This window comes from Gracilimonas sp., assembly GCF_031581265.1.
Lineage (GTDB): Bacteria > Bacteroidota > Rhodothermia > Balneolales > Balneolaceae > Gracilimonas.
The window spans coordinates 1-17,789 of record NZ_JAVLBQ010000014.1 but is presented as its reverse complement, the minus strand read 5'-3'; the positions used below and the strand labels follow the sequence as shown (position 1 = coordinate 17,789).

The following is a 17,789-nucleotide window of genomic DNA, read 5'->3' as shown; positions in this document are numbered from 1 at the left end:
CCTTGGCCCATATCCATCACCCGGGCTTTGGCCCGAAAGATGGATATTATTATCTAATTTCATCAGGGATTTGCAGATAAGATGTAATTGCATTTATTCAGTTTATGCAATTTCTTCCCGAACATACCTATCATGTTTATAATCAAGGAAATAACCAAGCGCCCATTTTCTTTGACCGAGAAGATTATTTACTTTTTGTTGAAAAGATGAGAAAAGCTTTAATGCCAAACGCATCAATATTAGCTTGGTGTCTTATGCCTAATCATTTTCATTGGTTGATCCAAGTAAATGAAGATTATGAGGTTTTGCATGATCCAAACCAAATGACCAGAAAATTAAACCCTCTCAATAAAGATATTGGCACGCTGCTGAGCTCTTACTCCCAACTGATCAACAAAAAATATAACCGTACCGGATCTTTATTCAGAAAAAGAACTAAAGCAAAGTCTTTAAGCGAAGATAGAAATGGCAGCAGAAATCAAGGCATTAACTGTTTCTTGTATATTCATCAAAATCCTCTAAAAGCATGCTTGGTTGATAATATGGAGGAATGGGAATTTAGTTCATTCAGAGATTATCTTGGCATTAGAAACGGTGATTTGTGTAATCAGGCATTAGCAAAAGAGCTTTTTAAACTCCCTGTCAAACCCAACGAGTTCCACAAGCTATCCTTAAAAACAATTCCAGACCATATCACCAAAAAACTATTCTAAGTAAAGCCAATAATCCATCTTTCCGCTTGCCAAAACAAGTTTGGGAGTTTCAAAAAGCCTCAAGCGGGGTGATGGATGGATTTTAACCCGAAAATTTTTCGCTGCTAAACCAAGTTATTTTACCCTTGGCCCATATCCATCACCCGGGCTATGGCCCGAAAGATGGATATTACATTCAATTTATACTTTCATAAATGATTTTTTTAGTTCATCTTTCACAAAGCTCATTTAAAAATATCACTATGAAAAAGTTATTTCTGTTGGTTGTATTATCAGCTCTATTTGTTTCCTGCACTTCATCTGAAATTGAAAAGCCTGAAGCTAACCCGTCGATCATTGCTCATAATGAGGTACTGGAACTTATTGATGTCCGAATCTATGAAGATGGTGCTCTTAAAATAAATGGCACTCTTCTTTCGGAATCATCTTTGGAAAGTCACTTGGATGCATTAGATGTAAACAGTGAAACCAAAGTACGCATTTCTTCTTCAGATATGGTTTACACCGGTTTGGTCAATAGAATTTCCAGTGAACTGGTACAGAGAGACCTTGATGAAATCACTTTCAATATGATGAGCCCTGAAGCATTCCAGGAATTTGAAAATGATATCGTGATTGATATTCTATCCAATGAGAAAGTGATGCTGGATGGTAATGTACTTTATCCCGAAGATATCGCAGTTGCAATGGATGAATGGCCAAAAAATTCCGGTGATATAGAGGTCAGACTAAACGTAGCTGACGAAGCTTTGATGGGTACGGTTACTGTTGTTCAAAGTATTCTAAAAGAAAAAGCTGTTTCTAAAATCACTTATTCCACCTCTCCTTCGTAACAAGCATAAAAACTGTTCTAAGGAAAGGCAATAATCCATCTTTCCGCTTGCCAAAACAGGTTTGGGAGTTTCTAAAAGCTTTAAGCGGGGTGATGGATGGATTTTTGTCTCAGAAAATTTTCGTAGCTAAAGCAAATTATCTTGCCCTTGGCCCATATCCATCACCCGGGCTGTGGCCCGAAAGATGGATATTACTTTCAATTTTTCCTTTCATGAATGATTTTTTGGATTCAGTTTTAGAGAAAGCTAATATTAAATATCCCATTGATTTACGTTGCCCATCCCACGCTAAGTTTTGTTAATTTCTGGCTGATCAATTAAGTAAATCAACTGCATTATTATGGGTCGAATTAAATCAGCCTTATTCCTTTTTTTGGTTTTCATTATTTATTCGGGAACCGCATTTGGATTTCAGGAACAACAACCGCAACCACGTGATAGCAACCTTTTAACGAATCCACAGCGGGCCGTCCACACCTTTTTGCACTGGCAGCAAGCAGGACATAAAAATCCGGATTACGTCATCCAAACCATGAAAATGGCTGAGGGTGATAAGGAGCTAAAAGCAGAGCTGGCATCCCGACTTTTAAAAATTTTAGATGCTCGGGGACTTTTAATCAACTATGATGAAATCCCATCCAACCCCAACTACACCGATAGCCTGTCAGGACTTCAGCAGTATATTTTATTTCCAAGTCTTCCGGAGATCTATCTAACTAAAACTGCCCAAAATGAATGGGTCTTTTCAGAATCCACCGTGCAGAGTATTCCTGAATTATATGCAAATACCTTCTCAAGTTGGTTTACTTTTTTAGTAGATAATCTGCCCGACTGGGCCTACAATGAGTGGTTTGGAATCATGATCTGGCAGTATTTGGCGGTTTTTATCTGGCTGCTTGTCGGTCTTATTTTGATGAAGATATTCGTGTTCTTTTTGGACAATTACGTCCGCCGACTCGCCGAGAAAACCAAAATCAGCTGGGATGATGACCTCATCGATGGTGTTGAGAAACCCTCAGCCTATATCTTCCTGCTTACCTTTTATTTCCTGACATACTCCAACCTACAGTTTTCTGTGAGTATCAGTCACTTTCTTTCCATCACACTGGAAATAGCATTATCGGTAACCGTAGTGTGGTTGTTCTATAATCTCTCGGAAGTTTTCTCAAAATATTTGGGGGTTCTGACTTCCAAAACCGAAACCGAGCTCGATAACCAGCTTATACCGCTCATCCGAAAAACCTTACGCTTTTTTGTGATTGTAATGGGAGTGATTGCCATCCTGCAAAATAACGGATACAACGTTGCTTCACTTATCGCAGGACTCGGAATTGGAGGTTTAGCCGTAGCCCTTGCCGCTCGTGAGACCCTTGCTAATTTCTTTGGATCGATAACCATTTTCATGGACCGGCCTTTTAAAATCGGAGACTGGATAAAAGTCGGTAATGTAGAAGGTACGGTGGAAGAAGTCGGTTTTCGTTCAACCCGCGTTCGCACTTTTTATAACTCATTGGTAAGTGTGCCCAACTCCAATATCGCCAATACTGATATTGATAATCTTGGCTTGAGAAAATATCGGCGATTGAAGACGGTATTGAATCTCACTTATTCTACTACTCCCGAGCAGATGGAAGCTTTTGTAGAAGGCATTAAAGCCATTGTGAAAGCCAACAAACATTTCCGGCAAGAGATGTACGAAGTGCACTTCAATTCTTTCGGAGCCCATTCGCTGGATGTGTTAGTTTATGTATTCTTTGATGTCCCCGACTGGAGCACAGAGCTGCAACAGCGCCATAATTTCTTGTTAGAGGTTTTACGCCTGGCTAAAGAAGTAGGTGTTGAATTTGCCTTCCCAACTCAGACACTTCACATGGACAGTTTTCACCAAGAAGAACCGCGTAAGGTGGGTGAAGAACGAACCGAAGAGGAATTGGCATCCACTGTTTATGAATTTGGCCCGGATGGTAAAAAGGGCCAACCGGATGGAATTAGGATATTCAGAGCCGGGGAAGAAGTTGATTTTGGGGCAGAAAAATAAACCACGGAGGACACAGAATAACGCAGAGAAAGTCTATTTACAATAAACCTCTGCGCCCTCTGTAGTTAACATAAAAAAAGCCTACTCAACTGAGCCGACTTTTTTAAATCTGTGTAATCAGAGAAATCAGTGATCCCTATTCCGCTGTTTTCTCTTCTTCCTTCTCTCCGGAAAAAGCTTCAAACACCATTTTCAGATCTTCAGCCACTTGTTCCTTCGTGCGGCCTTCAATACGGTGGCGCGGAATCATTGCTTTGATCTCACCATCCACGAAATAGGCAAAAGCAGGTGATGATGGTGGGTATTCACTGAAATAATCGCGAGCATGTGCTGTGGCTTCTTTATCCTGTCCGGCAAATACGGTAACCATATGATCAGGTTTCGTCTCAGCTTTTTCCAAAGCGATTCCCAAACCAGGTCGTGCATTTCCGGCAGCACATCCACAAACGGAATTAATAGCCAAAAGCATAGTGCCTTTGTATTCCTTCATGGCGCGATCAACATCATCGGTGGTCTTCAATTCTTCTACGCCATACTTAGTCAGCTCTTCTCTCATCCAGGACGTATCAGGTCCCATTCCAAATCCAAATTGCATAATATTTTCTCTTAATTTTTAATTCGGTTAAATATACAAACTATTGTAATTAATTTTTTAGGACGAAGGACTAATGACGAAGGACAACCGATCGTTGACAAATGACCAACGGGATCTAGTCATCAATATTGAAATCTTCACCTTCTTCTTTCACTTTATAATTTTGCTGTAAATAGTTTTTCATGGCTAATAACTTAGCGGATAATTTCTCAGTATCACTATTAAGCTCTTTATATTTTTCTTCTGTTATATAATCTCTTCGATGCATCAAAATATTACAGGCTACAACTTCCATAAGAGATCTGTGAGCATATCTAATAAACCTGACTTGCTCAGCATCACTTTGACCTGTAGAGCCCTCAGCAATATTTAGAGAAATAGAAGTTACAGCACGCCTGATTTGTGAGCTAAGTTAAATTTCTCTGATTTTGGTAACTCCTTGATTAAAACATACACTTTATCAGATAGAGCTATAGATAGCTGCCACACTTCTAACTTTTCAAATTTAAAGGCCATAATATTTCATATAAAGAAATGACGGTGAACAAAACCCACCGTCATTCGTCAATTGTCGTTAGTCAATCGTCGTACTTACTTCGCGTCGTTGTAATTTTTAGCTACTTGATCCCAATTCACTACATTCCAAAATGCAGAAATGTAATCAGGGCGGCGATTCTGATAATTCAGATAGTATGCATGCTCCCATACATCAAGTCCCAATATCGGTGTATAGCCTTCCATTAGAGGACTGTCTTGATTTGGCGTTGAGTGTACAATAAGGTTTCCGCTTCCATCAACTGAAAGCCATGCCCAACCTGATCCAAAACGTCCACCTGCTGCATTGGCAAATTCTTCTTTGAAATCTTCAAAGCTACCGAAAGTGTCATTGATAGCATCGGCTAATTCTCCCTCAGGAGCTCCTCCACCATTTGTAGACAGGATAGTCCAAAACAGGTTATGATTTGCATATCCGCCACCACTGTTTATTACAGCTTGCTTTTTGCCGGCAGGAACTTCATCAATACGCCGGAGCACTTCTTCTATATCAAGATCTGCGAATTCATGTCCTTCAAGTGCAGCATTTACTTTATTGGTGTATCCCTGATGATGTTTGGTGTGATGAATCTTCATCGTTTCCGCATCGATATAAGGCTCGAGTGCATCATAATCGTAAGGTAATTCTGGAAGTGAATATGCCATTTGTTTACTCCGTTTTTTAATTTCAGATTATGCACGCTTAGATATTGCGTGCCTTTTATTTATCGTTCCCAAACATAAGCAAAACGGCATTAAAATTCGTTCCTGTACCCCATCAATACCTTCTATCTTTTAGATTTGTTAACACTATAGATAAAGGTTGCTCTGAATTCGTCTCCAAATTGAAGTATCTTTCCATTGCACACTCACTTTATTTACCTCACTCTACTTATTTATGAACTACGATTACGACGTTATCATTATCGGAAGCGGGCCGGCCGGGTTTTCTTGTGCCATGCAAAGCTCAAAATTTGATAAAAAGGCACTTGTTATTGAATCCAAAGAAGAAACTTTTGGTGGAACGTGGATCAATTCAGGAACTATTCCAAGTAAAGCTCTTCGCGAAACTGCTCGTATTATTCAGCGTTTCCAAAATCAATTCGAAAAACTTTCACAGGAAAAAGCGTACCAAAATCATCAAATGGAGGAATTGCTTAAATACAAAAATGAAACCCTCCAAAGTAAAAACCTCAAGGTCGAAAATGACTTCAAGAAAAATGAAATTGATACCGTTCGCGGTTTTGGTGTCTTAAAAGATGAAAACACCGTTGAGGTAACTAACAAAGACGGTGAAAAATCCGAATATACTGCTGAATTTATATTCTTATCACCGGGCAGTAAGCCATTGAAACCTAAAGGCTTTGACCTTGACCATGACAAAGTGATGGACTACATATCTGTGCTGAATCTTACTCATATACCCAGAAAATTATTAGTTGTTGGAAGTGGAGTTCAAGCCTTGGAATATGCTACAACGTTTTCAAACCTCGGAAGTCGCGTTTCCATCCTAAATGAATCTGAATCATTTCTTCCTTTTTTGGATAATGAAATATCAGAACAACTCACACAGCTTTTGAAAAAGCAAAAAATAGAGGTTTTTTCCGATGCCGAAAATATTGCGGTAAACACTAACACCCTTCGAAATACTACTGAGGTCAGGTATAATCTCAGAAATGATAACGAAGGCAAAAGAACCCGGGTTATTGAAACTGAGCATGTTCTCTATCTCGGTGGAAAAGTACCCAGCACAACCAGAATGGGACTGGAGGATATAGGTATCGAAATGGATAAAGAAGGGTACATCGTTGTAGACAGCGATTATCAAACCAATGTTGATACTATTTATGCCGGAGGAGATGCTATAGGATATCCGGCACTCGCTTCAGCCTCTTTCTCTGAAGGAAGACTGGCTTCTTGCAGTATGTTTGGTATCAAGGCTCTGGATGTGCCACCGGAAATCCCTTTTGCTATCTATTCTATCCCGGAAATTTCAAGTATTGGACTCACCGAAAAAGAAGCTAAATCTCAGGGACATGATGTAACGGTTGGTCGTGCTTATTACAAAAACATTACTCAGGGAGATATCAGTAATCAGCAAGATGGATTGCTAAAACTGGTATTTGAAACTAAAAGTCTTAAGTTGGTTGGCATTCATATTATTGGGGAGCGAGCAAGTGATCTCATTCACCTGGGACAAGCCGTAATGTCGCTCGGCGGAGATGTACGTTATTTCATTAATCACGTACTCAACTACCCTACTTATAGTGAAGCATACCGGATTGCCGCTTTCAATGGCATGAACCGGGTATATAAAGCCGGAGTGAAGTACAAGAAAATCCTGAAAAGTAATAAATAATTCTGTTGAAGTTCGCTCCGACGCAGAGCGTCGGGAGCGAGGGACAAAGAGAGGCTTCGAGTTATTTTACTTTAATTAAGATTTTAAAACTCGCTCCCGACGCTCTGCGTCGGAGCGGACACACCCTTTGATATAGGAGATTCTCTATACGTAATGAATTGCTTTACGCATGCCTTCCGAATCGTATTCAAATTCTTCCGGCAAAGTCTTAATGCCTTTTTCTTCTGAGATTTTAGCCGAGTATGCAAGAACCATCGCATCCACGATATCATCTTCTTCCACTTCATTACGACGGAAATCCTCTTTAATATCACGGAAAAAATCGTCGGCAATAGGTTCGCGATCTTCGATAAGCTTAAGTCGGTGTTTAATTCCTTTTTTCAGATTTTTCTTCTGATAAATCATCCCACCATTCAACGTTTGGAAAAGCAATTCGGGATGAGATTCAAGTACCTTATCAATCAGAGACTCATCAGCCCGCAATAACTCATCTACCATCTGTATTTTTGGAGTGATGTTCCACGATTGCAGCGTCATTTTTTTATCAGTGTACTCATGGCTGATCATATTCGCTTCCACATAAGAAGGAGCTGTAAGCGCCGGACGGATTGGCGGACTGAATACACTCGATGCATATTCTCCACCTAATTTTTTACGCAAAAGGGCATCGGCTTCACGGGTATATTCTTCATCTTCCAACCCAATGGGCATATCTATAAATACGCAATCAAAAGTCTCAAAAGCCTCTTTTAATGCTTCCCGATCACGAAGGATTTCATACTTTTCCTCACCCTCATCAAAAGTGATAAGTATCCATCCTGCCTGACAACCGTCAATTCCTGCTGTTTTCACTATAACTGATCTTTAATATTTTTCTTGAGTTGGATATGCAGCTCATCCAGCTGGTGTTTATCTACTGTATCCGGTGAATTATCCATCATGCTTTGTGCCTTTTGGTTTTTCGGGAAAGCGATCACATCGCGAAGGCTTTTTGCCCCGGTCAATAACATCACCGCACGATCAACGCCAAAAGCAATTCCGCCGTGAGGAGGGGCACCGTATTTGAACGCATCCAGCAAGAAGCCGAATTTTTCTTCCGCCTCTTTTTTAGTGATTCCCAATAATTCAAAAACCTTACGCTGCATTTTCTGATTATGGATACGAATAGAACCACCACCGAGCTCATTTCCGTTCAGTACTAAATCGTATGCACGCGCTTTCACTTTACCGGGATCGTAATCCATTAACTCCACATCTTCTTCCCGGGGTGAGGTGAATGGATGGTGCATTGCATGGTAGTGACGTGTTTCCTCATCCCACTCCAACAGCGGAAACTCGGTAACCCATAAAAAATTGAATTTTGATTCATCAATCAGGTCAAAGTCTTTCCCCATCATTAGTCGAAGCTGACCGAGTTGCTTGAGTACATCCGGTTTAGGTCCGGCAAGAATCAGAACAAGATCTCCTTGCTCGACTTCAGATGTTTCAACCATCTGCTCTACAATTTCATCCGTCAGGAATTTAGCAACACTGCAAAGCGGACCATCTTCCTGCATCTTGATGTAGATCAATCCACCTGCACCGGTTTCTTTTTTCACACGATCGGTAAGCCTGTCGATAGCACCACGACCCATATCTCCCTGTCCGGGAACGGTAATACCAACTACACCACCGCCATTTTTTACCGTATTCGAGAATACTTTGAATTCCGCATCACGAACAATCTCAGAAAAATCTTTGAACTCAAGGCCAAAACGGGTATCCGGTTTATCGGAACCGTAGGTATTCATCGCCTCTTCGTAGGTCATGCGTGGGAAAGGCGTTTTAACTTCATATCCGATGGTATCAACAAACACTTTTTTCCAGAGAGCTTCATGGGTTTTAAATATCTCTTCCTCTTCTACAAAACTCATTTCCACATCAATCTGAGTAAATTCAGGCTGACGGTCGGCGCGAAGGTCTTCATCCCGAAAACACTTCACGATCTGGAAGTAACGGTCGTAGCCTGAAACCATCAGCAGCTGCTTATAAGTTTGTGGGCTCTGTGGAAGTGCAAAAAACTTCCCTGCATTTACTCGACTGGGTACGAGATAATCACGAGCTCCTTCCGGTGTACTGCGCATCAATACAGGCGTTTCCACTTCAGCAAAATTCAGGTTGTGATAAAATTCACGTACTGATTGGTAAAATTTAGACCGCAGCATTAAGCGTTCTTGCACTTCAGGTCGGCGAAGGTCTAAATAGCGATACTTCAGGCGTACATCTTCGTTAGTAGATATACCATCCTTGATTTCAAATGGAGGTGTTTCGGCTTCCGAGTAAATCACCAAATCGGTGGCTTCAATTTCTATTTGTCCCGTTGGCATTTTGGGGTTAATATTTTCTTTACCCCTTGTAATAACCTTCCCTTTTATACCAATAACATACTCAGCTCGAAGCTGTTCGGCTTTTGCATGCAGGGCATCGTCATCTTCTTTAAATACCACCTGGGTGATACCATATCGATCTCTCAAATCAATAAATATAACCCCGCCCAAATCGCGGCGCGGACCTACCCAGCCATTTAAAATTACTTCTTCTCCAATATTATCTGCGGTTAACTCTCCGCAAGTATGTGTTCTTTTGAGCGTCATTCGTTTCGATGAATCGTAGAGTGAAAACTTTGGTTATTAAGGCGCTGAAAATACGCATAATGTTAACGAATCGCCTAATCAATGTGGCAGGAACTTTTATTTCTGACAAACGTCTTTGCATCCTTTTTCATGACCGGCCTTATATGGCTTGTGCAGCTGGTGCATTATCCCTCATTTCGATATGTATCGGAAGAGAACTACCTGAATTTTCAAAAACACCATATTCACAGCATCGATAAAGTCGTAATTCCGGTGATGGTGCCTGAAATTACTACCTCATTTGCTCTTACTTGGTTTGATGGATTTCTATCGCTGAATGCACTCGGATTTTACCTGGTGCTTCTGATCTGGATCTCCACCGCCTTATTCTCAGTTCCGGCTCATTCCAAACTGGAATCCGGCAAAGACATAGATGCCATAAATCGATTGGTTTCCACCAACTGGATTCGAACGATTTTGTGGACGCTGAAGTCTGGATTGAGTTTTTATTTGTTGATCGGATTTGCTGGGTGAGTTTTGACATGTATGGCCTTGGCTACTCACACCCCTCACAATTCAAAAAGGAACGGCTTTTTGAATTGATCTCCCCTCAATGGGAGACTTAACCGAGTTAGTTCCTGCTTAAGAGTTTTAATAAAGTTATGTAATTCGAATTCAATTTCGGATAGTCCTCCCTTGAGGGAGGTGCCGACCGAATGGGAGGCGGTGGGTGTCTTTGGGGCAATATTGCCTACCTCAACATCTCACCCACTTTCATCTCCAAATATCGCATCACCCCATCTAAATTCTGCTTCACTTCCCTATCCGGAATCCGAATAAAGCTGACTCCATAGGATTCCAGTATCTTCTGGCGCTCTTCATCTGAAACAGCATTCTGTGGATTATCATGGCTTACACCATCGACCTCAATGGCAAGCATCAGCTCGTGACAGTAGAAATCAACCACAAAACATACCATGGGCACTTGCCTGTGAAATTGCACTCCTAATGTTTTCTTTCGGATTTGCTGCCACAACAACACCTCCGAAAGCGTCATATTCCGTCGGAGCTTTCGGGCAATTTCTTTCATTTCCGGTTTATAGAGTATAATTGTATTTCGGCTCATGGTCTTTTTTATAAGTAAGAGCCGTTTGGAGGGGATTCCTTACAAAATTTTTTTAGTGGCTTTTAACTTGGTCTTCTTTGGCACCAACACCCCTCACAATTCAAAAAGGAACAGCTTTTTGAATTGATCTCCCCTCAATGGGAGACTTTCCGAGATTGTTTACGTATTCCTATTTCAAATCGGGCTCAATTATCTTGATACAACTTCGGATAGTCCTCCCTTGAGGGAGGTGCCGGACTGAGCGAATGCGAAGTCGGGCGGTGGGTGTTATTTGGGGCAACGCCGCTTACTTCAACATCTCACTCACTTTCACTTCCAAATACCGATTAATCAACCCATAAAATAAAACTGGCGAACTACCCTCTTTTTTATATACATTATTTATCCTTTCTCCGAGTGGGTCGGAGGAGAACCATTCTGCCTGGGGAGGTAAAATGAATATCATCGATACAATTGTTGCTGACGGCAACGAAATTTTCAGATATGGCTTAAGCGCCATTTTGCGAGATCACGGTGCATTTAAAATTTGCAGCGAGGTTGATAATGGTGCGCTTGTCCTTACCGCTTACGAAAGCGTAAAACCTCAACTATGTATTCTCTCTTTTTCCATGCCGGAAATGGAAGGTATTATCATTGCAAAAAAGATCATTGACAAAGATCCTGATGCAAATATTTTATTGGTGGCTGATAAAACCGACCGCTCTACACTCAATGAATTTCTTGATTCCGGAGCTTTTGGTTTGATTCACAGCTCAGCCCATGAATTTGAACTTATTGATGCTGCCGAAAAAGTAGCTATAGGAGAGCGGTTTTTGGGTAAGCAATTCTCCCGGATGATGACTGAGGAATACAAACGCCTTGCCCGAAAGAAAAAACATCCTGATCCCATTAAATCCATCACTAAAAGAGAACGGGAAATTTTAGGATTGCTAACTGAAGGACTCACCAGTACGGAAATCGCCAACAAACTTTATATAAGTCCTAGAACCGTTGATAAACACAGAACCAATCTACTTAAAAAGTTGGATCTAAAAAATACAGCTGCTCTCGTCCGCTTTGCAATGGAAAATCAACAGGCACTACTGTAACTACCAAATTCCAAACTCCAATTCTCAAGCTTTTTGAAAATTGGAGTTTGGAATTTAACAACTACGTATTTTCACGTACTCAAATTACGTAATTCCCTCCATTGACGAACCGCTTGCTAAAAAGTATTTTAAGATTGCAAATGGGGTAATAGCCGTCTGTAGATGATATCTGCCACTCTCATTGATTTGAGGGTGGCTTTTTTTTATCTAAGGATTTTTTGCACAAAATTCTGTTTCTTCCTACAGTTAACAATAGAAAACAAGCATGTAGCTTTATGGATAGAAAAGCTTTCCTCAAAACCGGATTAACTGTAACAGCAGGACTTCCATTTGCCTGGCGCTTCCTTAAAACCTCACAAATCAAAAATAGCACCTCTTTTTCAGACCTTAATTTATGGGAAAAAACGGGTGGCCCCATTGGAGGACTTGGCTACAATGTTCGCTACAGACTTGACAATCCCGATACATTCTTTGTGACAGATGCATGGACCGGCCTTCAGAAAAGTACCGATGGAGGTGCGAATTGGGCCTCCTCTAATAATGGAATTGATGTAAGGTTCGGCCCCTCTTCCGATGCTATACCAGTGTTCGCTTTTCGTATCGATCCTAATGATAATGACATCATGTGGGCAGGCATGGAGCAAGGAGGCGGATTATTTAAATCTACTGATGATGGTACCACCTGGGTAAAAAAAGACAATGGAATAAACCTCGATCCAAATCCAGACACCAGCCCCTTAACTATCCGTCATATCGAAGTTCAACCGGGTAACTCGGATATCGTTTTTGTGATGGGAGAGAATCATACGGGGGAATGGGGCACAGAATTTGAACGAGTAAAAGGCTTTATATACAAATCTACCGATGGCGGAGAAAATTTCACGCTAATGCATGAATTCAACAGTCTCACCAGATGGATGTTCATTGACCCACAAAATACAGACAACCTGTTGGTAGCCACCGGAATTTTTGACCGCGAAGCTAACACCGATGATCCAGATGAAGAGCATCCATCCGGTCCCGGTTTAGGAATGTTTTCTTCAGATGATGGAGGAGTAACATGGACCGAAACAAATTCGGGGATCAATAAGTCTAAAAGTATGTTCATGGGCGGAGCCGACTGTGATCCTAACCAACCGAATACCATCATAATTTCCGCCGGTAATAACAATGATTTCAACAAAGGAATATTTGGTGCTCTCTATCGCTCCGAAGATTTTGGAGCTACATGGACCGATGTAAGTCCTTCTCTTTCTAATAATGCGGAACCTTTCACCGCCGTGGCTTTTGCCCCTTCCAATCCGGATATCGTTTATGCGGGTTCGGCGCAGGCAATATACCGATCGGGGGATAACGGTTTGACATGGACTCGGTATTCAGGCGAAAATGATGCTCCATACGGCCCACCCGGTGTCCGTAGTGGTGTACCCATTGATATGGTAGTCAATCCTGATGACCCAAATACATTATTTGTAAATAACTATGGCGGTGGGGTTTTCAAGTCTACGGATGGAGCCAAAAGCTGGATAAGCTGGAGCAAAGGATATACTGGAGCAGATATTCATGCGGTAGCTGTTCATCCCAATAATCCCAAACAAATACTGGGTAATGGACGCAGTGGGGTATTTTCAAGCCAAGATGCGGGAGAAAACTGGCAAGGCATCAGCAATGGATATGCCGCATTTCCGGAAGGCTTTGGAGTCGCTTTCGATCCAAAAGATCCTAATGGCAACACCCTCTTTTCAGCCGATGAACACGAAAGTTTTTTGTTGAGAAGCACCGATGCCGGTAACTCCTGGAGCCCTGTTTTATACCTGGAAACGGGAGAAGTGGGTAACCGACATGGAGTACGAAACATTGTTTTTGCACCATCAGATAATGATATCGCTTATGCAGGTTTTATGTCCGCCGGTTTCCATGCCGACCCTCACGTCATTGACTTTCCGGAAAGTATGGGAATTTATCGGTCGTTGGATGGAGGGGAAACCTGGCAAGAACAAAATAATGGACTGCCAACCGGAGCCCAGGCTAAAAATGTTACTGATATTGCTATAAGTCATCAAAACCCAGACAAGGTATATATCTCACTTAGAGATGGCGGTGTTTTTATAACTGAGGATAGAGGAAGCTCCTGGACTGATGCCAAAGGTAGTTTACCGGCAGGCCAAGGCTGGGACGATATATGGACTGCAGAAGATCCCCTGCCCCGCCACTCGGTGATGTCAATCGCTGTACATCCTCAAAATGATGACGTGGTGTATATCGGGGGTAATATTTATGGTATTTACCGATCAGAAGACAGTGGCGAGAACTGGGAACAAATACTTGCTCCGCAAAAACTTATTGAATATGGAACACGCGATCATGCCCATATCACCTCCATTGCTATAGATCCTGTAGATCCCGCCAATGTATATGCAGCAGAGTGGCACGGTGGCGTCTATCATAGTGGCGATAGTGGAAATACCTGGGAACTGCTGAACGAACAACCATCAACCCGTGCTATTGCCATGCTGAAGTTTTCTGGAGGAGGCGAATACCTGTATGCAGCTACTCAGGGGGAAGGTGTATTCCGTTATCAATTGCGGGAAATGATGAACACCAGCACAAAAAAGGAAACAGTACAGCCCAAACATTTTACACTTGAACAGAATTACCCGAACCCCTTCAATCCTTCTACTACCATTTATTACACCTTAGAAAAAGCAAGTGAGGTGCGTTTAGAAGTGTTTGATATGTCCGGGCAAAAAGTATTCACCTTGGTAGATGAGGTAAAACCAGCCGGCTCTCACTCTGCCACATTCAACGCCGGCGAATTAGCAAGTGGAACCTATTTATATAAGATAAAAGCCGGAGACCAGGAAGCCAGTCGTACGATGACGCTGATAAAGTAGGCCAACGATAAGTTACCTGCCTTTAAGCTGTTTCAGTTTTGCAGCCCTGAGTTCATTATACATATTCTGCTCTTCTACCATTTGAGAAAGAGCAAATAAATCATACAGTGCTCCTAATCCCAACACTCCCCCTGACAAAAGCCAGCCGATACCGGTTCCCGTTTTCCCCAGGTAAAATCGATGCAGCCCCAATATTCCAAATAATCCCACGAACCAAAAAAGGTATGCCTTGCCTTTCGACTTTTTTTCAAATGACTGCCTTTCAATCTTTTCAAGAATTTTTAGTTTTTTGCTTCCGCCTACTTTTCCTATAAAATCTTGGTAGCTCGACAGTAATCGTTTTGCCAACCTCTTTATCTTTGCTGATTCTTGTTTTTCAAACTCCAGCTCACCTTCGATAATCTCATACTCAAATACAAATTCATCCAGTAGCTTATCCATTGAAATTCGTCCTTCAAGATAAGCTTCTACTTTTCGGGACAGATTTCGAATAGAGTCATTAACAGCAATGGCAAGGTTGGATTCCTTATACTCGTCTGACTCTTTTAGCTCAGCAATAACCTCCTGGTATTTTTGGGTAGCATTATCCAGGGCTTTTTCTGCAGCCAGGGCCATTTCATATTTTTCTGATTTTCTCATCTCGATTTGCTGTTTCTTTGAATTTGTACCTGCATTCGAATTAAGTAAATTTTTGTTCCAAATAGAAATGGAAGTATGGTACAAAAGAATCCACTTTGTGATGAATCTTTTAGGGATAAAAGGGGATTAACCTCTCATGCCCGAAATAAACATGACCTAGAAAAGGATGAAGTCTTTGAAGAAATGACCCAGAAAGAGCCGGAAAAGATGTTTAGGAAATTGCTAGGTGGATTTAGTGCACTTATTCTTGCATTAATAGGCTTTACAAGATTAAAGTAAGGGTTTATTGATTTCTGTAAAATTAAATTATTCGCCTATAATAGTAACATGAAATTTTTATTATGGTTATCTATGGATAATCTACAGAATGACAATAATTTTTCCTTTCCTTATAAGAACAACATATTAAATGAAGCTGTAACTTTATTTCACTTCGACAATGTTACCATTTTTGTCAAAATTCATATAAATAATATCTGCATTTGAATTATCTTTACTTATGTAATTGAAATCTGTACTTGTTGACCATCCGAAGACTCTTAACCCATTATCCAAGCCAGGTAATACAACTTCTGGCTTATCTATGCCTGAACCGCCATATGACCATCTTTCTATAATATCACCTGAGTAATTAATCTTGTCCAAAATAATGTTTCGCGAACCTATTCCTATTGTATATATGGATTCATCCATATCTATAGTTCTGGTGATTTGAGATCGTAGTGAGTAACCACTTATAATAGAGTTGAATACTTCATTTCCCTCAGAATCAAACTCCGCTATAAAGTTGGCACTCGTTGAGGTGTTTAAATTACCATTAATATTCCCCCCACCTGCAGTGATACCCCTTAATAAATAATTCCCATTTTTCAATTTTATTACTTCATTGCCATAATCTTCTCCACTCCCTCCATATCTTTTAATGAAACTTATTTTTTTGTCTTGACAAATTTTTAATGCTATAGCATCTCTTTCTCCATAGGCAGTCGTTGATTTAAAATAACCATCTGTAGATTCAGAAATACCACTTACGAGTGCACAATTTGTTCCTGACTCAACAATATCACTAGTATAATCAGAACGAGTTCCTGCAATTCGCTTTGACCAATTTAAATTTAGACTTTCAGAGAAGTTCAAAATTACAATATCTGCACCAAATGATCCCCAAGAGACGTTGTCATTAGGATTATCTACCATACTAGCAACCATAATATTATTATTTTGAAGTTTAACAAATCCATCCCCAAATAAATCATCATTGTCTTCATAAAAAACTGTTTTTTCCAAATCAAGATTTGAACTAAGTTTTAGGATCGCTAATGATCTTCTAATTCCTTTTGTTGGATTATCATTAAAAACACCCCTCCCTTCTTTATCTTGTGCCAATAAAAAATAACCGCCGCCTTTATCCTCAATAATATCAACTATATCAGTTCCACTCCTTGTGTCAGAACCTTCGATAATTAAATGATCTAAAACTTCAAAATTTCTATTAAATTTTATTATAAATCCTAGTCTTAGATTTTGAGGGTTTTGGTTTGCAAACACCCCATCATTTGACTCAGTTTCACCAATCATAACTAAATTTCCTTCAGCATCCAGAATCACATCATTTACAATATCTGTTTCGGAACCATTGAGCTTTTTTATTAGCATATCGAATTTTGCTTGTACCTGAATGTCTCCAGTGACATTTACTAGTATTTCTTCTTCATTTTCTTTCACTCCATTACTCAAAGACCATTCTTCAAATTCTGAATACCTATTAGGAGTAGCAGTCAACTTAATAACACTTTCATATAGATACTTTCCATTCGCTATACCCCCTTCGATAATTGAAATATCAATTTCACCCTTACCCTCTCCATTGGTTGTGACTTCTAACTCATAAGTTTTGCGTTCAAATACAGCTTTTATTGTTTTAGCTGAATCAATCTCTACAGTAACAGGATTACTTGTAGAATTTATACCCTCCCATTTACTGAACTTCCACCCTTGAGAAGGTACTGCTTCTAACTTAACTTCAGACGCATACTCATATTTATTGTCAACTCCTTCGCCGGAAATTAACACTGTGGTTGCACTACCTTCCCCTTCTGTGGATAAATTAAACTCGTAAAACTTCTTGATAAATTTGGCTTGTACTTGCTTGGATGTATCTATAGCTATTATTTGTGGATTTTCAGAACCAGTAAGATCACCACTCCATTCTACAAACTTCCAACCATATAAAGGCTTTGCTGTTAATCTTACTTGAGTTTGATAAGCATACTCTGTCTTCGCTTGAACTACTTCTTCACTTACTGTACCCTCTCCGTTGGTTGTAACTTCTAACTCATAAGATTTGCGTTCAAATAC

At 40.5% G+C, this 17,789-nt stretch carries 15 protein-coding genes and 1 pseudogene; 8 read left to right on the top strand and 8 right to left on the bottom strand.

From position 1 onward, the window contains the following. The first annotated feature begins 104 nt into the window (after nucleotides 1-104). From RI561_RS06885 to RI561_RS06875, 3 genes are all read left to right on the top strand, one after another. Nucleotides 105-713 (top strand): transposase, encoded by a 609-nt coding sequence (locus RI561_RS06885; RefSeq protein ID WP_395079495.1) that lies wholly within the window; start codon nucleotides 105-107, stop codon nucleotides 711-713. A gap of 242 nt (nucleotides 714-955) precedes the next feature. Beyond that, nucleotides 956-1,546: a hypothetical protein gene (locus RI561_RS06880; protein WP_395079494.1), complete on the top strand. Its 591-nt coding sequence runs from the start codon at nucleotides 956-958 to the stop codon at nucleotides 1,544-1,546. Nucleotides 1,547-1,886: 340 nt separating this feature from the next. Beyond that, entirely contained in the window at nucleotides 1,887-3,584 is a 1,698-nt protein-coding gene (locus tag RI561_RS06875) for a mechanosensitive ion channel family protein (protein ID WP_395079493.1), read from the top strand. A 136-nt stretch (nucleotides 3,585-3,720) separates the two neighbouring features. Here RI561_RS06875 and RI561_RS06870 read toward each other — a convergent pair whose 3' ends face one another. The 3 genes and pseudogenes from RI561_RS06870 to RI561_RS06860 all read right to left on the bottom strand — a co-directional run bounded on the left by RI561_RS06870 (nucleotide 3,721) and on the right by RI561_RS06860 (nucleotide 5,379). Further along, complete coding sequence (locus tag RI561_RS06870; protein WP_395079492.1) at nucleotides 3,721-4,179, bottom strand: BrxA/BrxB family bacilliredoxin; 459 nt, start codon at nucleotides 4,177-4,179, stop codon at nucleotides 3,721-3,723. Nucleotides 4,180-4,294: 115 nt separating this feature from the next. Further along, nucleotides 4,295-4,695, bottom strand: a pseudogene (locus RI561_RS06865) (four helix bundle protein). A gap of 75 nt (nucleotides 4,696-4,770) precedes the next feature. Beyond that, nucleotides 4,771-5,379 (bottom strand): superoxide dismutase, encoded by a 609-nt coding sequence (locus tag RI561_RS06860; protein ID WP_395079491.1) that lies wholly within the window; start codon nucleotides 5,377-5,379, stop codon nucleotides 4,771-4,773. A gap of 232 nt (nucleotides 5,380-5,611) precedes the next feature. On the opposite strand from RI561_RS06860, the gene sthA reads away from it, so the two are divergent. After that, a complete protein-coding gene (gene sthA, locus RI561_RS06855) occupies nucleotides 5,612-7,072 on the top strand; it encodes a Si-specific NAD(P)(+) transhydrogenase (RefSeq protein ID WP_395079490.1) in 1,461 nt (486 codons plus the stop codon). 144 nt (nucleotides 7,073-7,216) lie between these two features. On the opposite strand, the gene RI561_RS06850 is transcribed toward sthA, so the two are convergent. Next, complete coding sequence (locus RI561_RS06850; protein WP_395079489.1) at nucleotides 7,217-7,924, bottom strand: DUF429 domain-containing protein; 708 nt, start codon at nucleotides 7,922-7,924, stop codon at nucleotides 7,217-7,219. Beyond that, the gene (gene aspS, locus RI561_RS06845) at nucleotides 7,924-9,705 is read right to left on the bottom strand and encodes an aspartate--tRNA ligase (RefSeq protein ID WP_395079488.1); all 1,782 of its coding nucleotides are present in this window, start codon (nucleotides 9,703-9,705) and stop codon (nucleotides 7,924-7,926) included. The genes RI561_RS06850 and aspS overlap by 1 nt, the downstream gene beginning before the upstream one ends. An 81-nt stretch (nucleotides 9,706-9,786) precedes the next feature. On the opposite strand from aspS, the gene RI561_RS06840 reads away from it, so the two are divergent. Beyond that, nucleotides 9,787-10,218 carry a hypothetical protein gene (locus RI561_RS06840; RefSeq protein ID WP_395079487.1) on the top strand — a complete coding sequence of 144 codons (432 nt, stop codon included), beginning with the start codon at nucleotides 9,787-9,789 and terminating at the stop codon, nucleotides 10,216-10,218. A 217-nt stretch (nucleotides 10,219-10,435) separates the two neighbouring features. Here RI561_RS06840 and RI561_RS06835 read toward each other — a convergent pair whose 3' ends face one another. Then, the gene (locus tag RI561_RS06835; RefSeq protein ID WP_395079486.1) at nucleotides 10,436-10,810 is read right to left on the bottom strand and encodes an endonuclease domain-containing protein; all 375 of its coding nucleotides are present in this window, start codon (nucleotides 10,808-10,810) and stop codon (nucleotides 10,436-10,438) included. Between the two features lie 434 nt (nucleotides 10,811-11,244). Between RI561_RS06835 and RI561_RS06830 the strand changes: the two genes are divergently transcribed. Continuing rightward, nucleotides 11,245-11,898 carry a LuxR C-terminal-related transcriptional regulator gene (locus RI561_RS06830; protein WP_395079485.1) on the top strand — a complete coding sequence of 218 codons (654 nt, stop codon included), beginning with the start codon at nucleotides 11,245-11,247 and terminating at the stop codon, nucleotides 11,896-11,898. A gap of 275 nt (nucleotides 11,899-12,173) precedes the next feature. Next, nucleotides 12,174-14,792, top strand: coding sequence for a T9SS type A sorting domain-containing protein (locus RI561_RS06825; protein ID WP_395079484.1), 2,619 nt, complete (start codon nucleotides 12,174-12,176; stop codon nucleotides 14,790-14,792). Between the two features lie 12 nt (nucleotides 14,793-14,804). Here the strand turns inward: RI561_RS06825 and RI561_RS06820 are convergent, their stop codons facing one another. Beyond that, on the bottom strand, nucleotides 14,805-15,431 hold the full coding sequence (locus tag RI561_RS06820; protein WP_395079483.1) for a TM2 domain-containing protein: 627 nt from the start codon (nucleotides 15,429-15,431) through the stop codon (nucleotides 14,805-14,807). 75 nt (nucleotides 15,432-15,506) lie between these two features. On the opposite strand from RI561_RS06820, the gene RI561_RS06815 reads away from it, so the two are divergent. After that, nucleotides 15,507-15,710, top strand: a complete 204-nt coding sequence (locus RI561_RS06815; protein ID WP_395079482.1) for a hypothetical protein — start codon at nucleotides 15,507-15,509, stop codon at nucleotides 15,708-15,710. A gap of 144 nt (nucleotides 15,711-15,854) precedes the next feature. On the opposite strand, the gene RI561_RS06810 is transcribed toward RI561_RS06815, so the two are convergent. Further along, nucleotides 15,855-17,789: hypothetical protein (locus RI561_RS06810; protein ID WP_395079481.1), on the bottom strand; the 1,935-nt coding region annotated here is incomplete at its 5' end.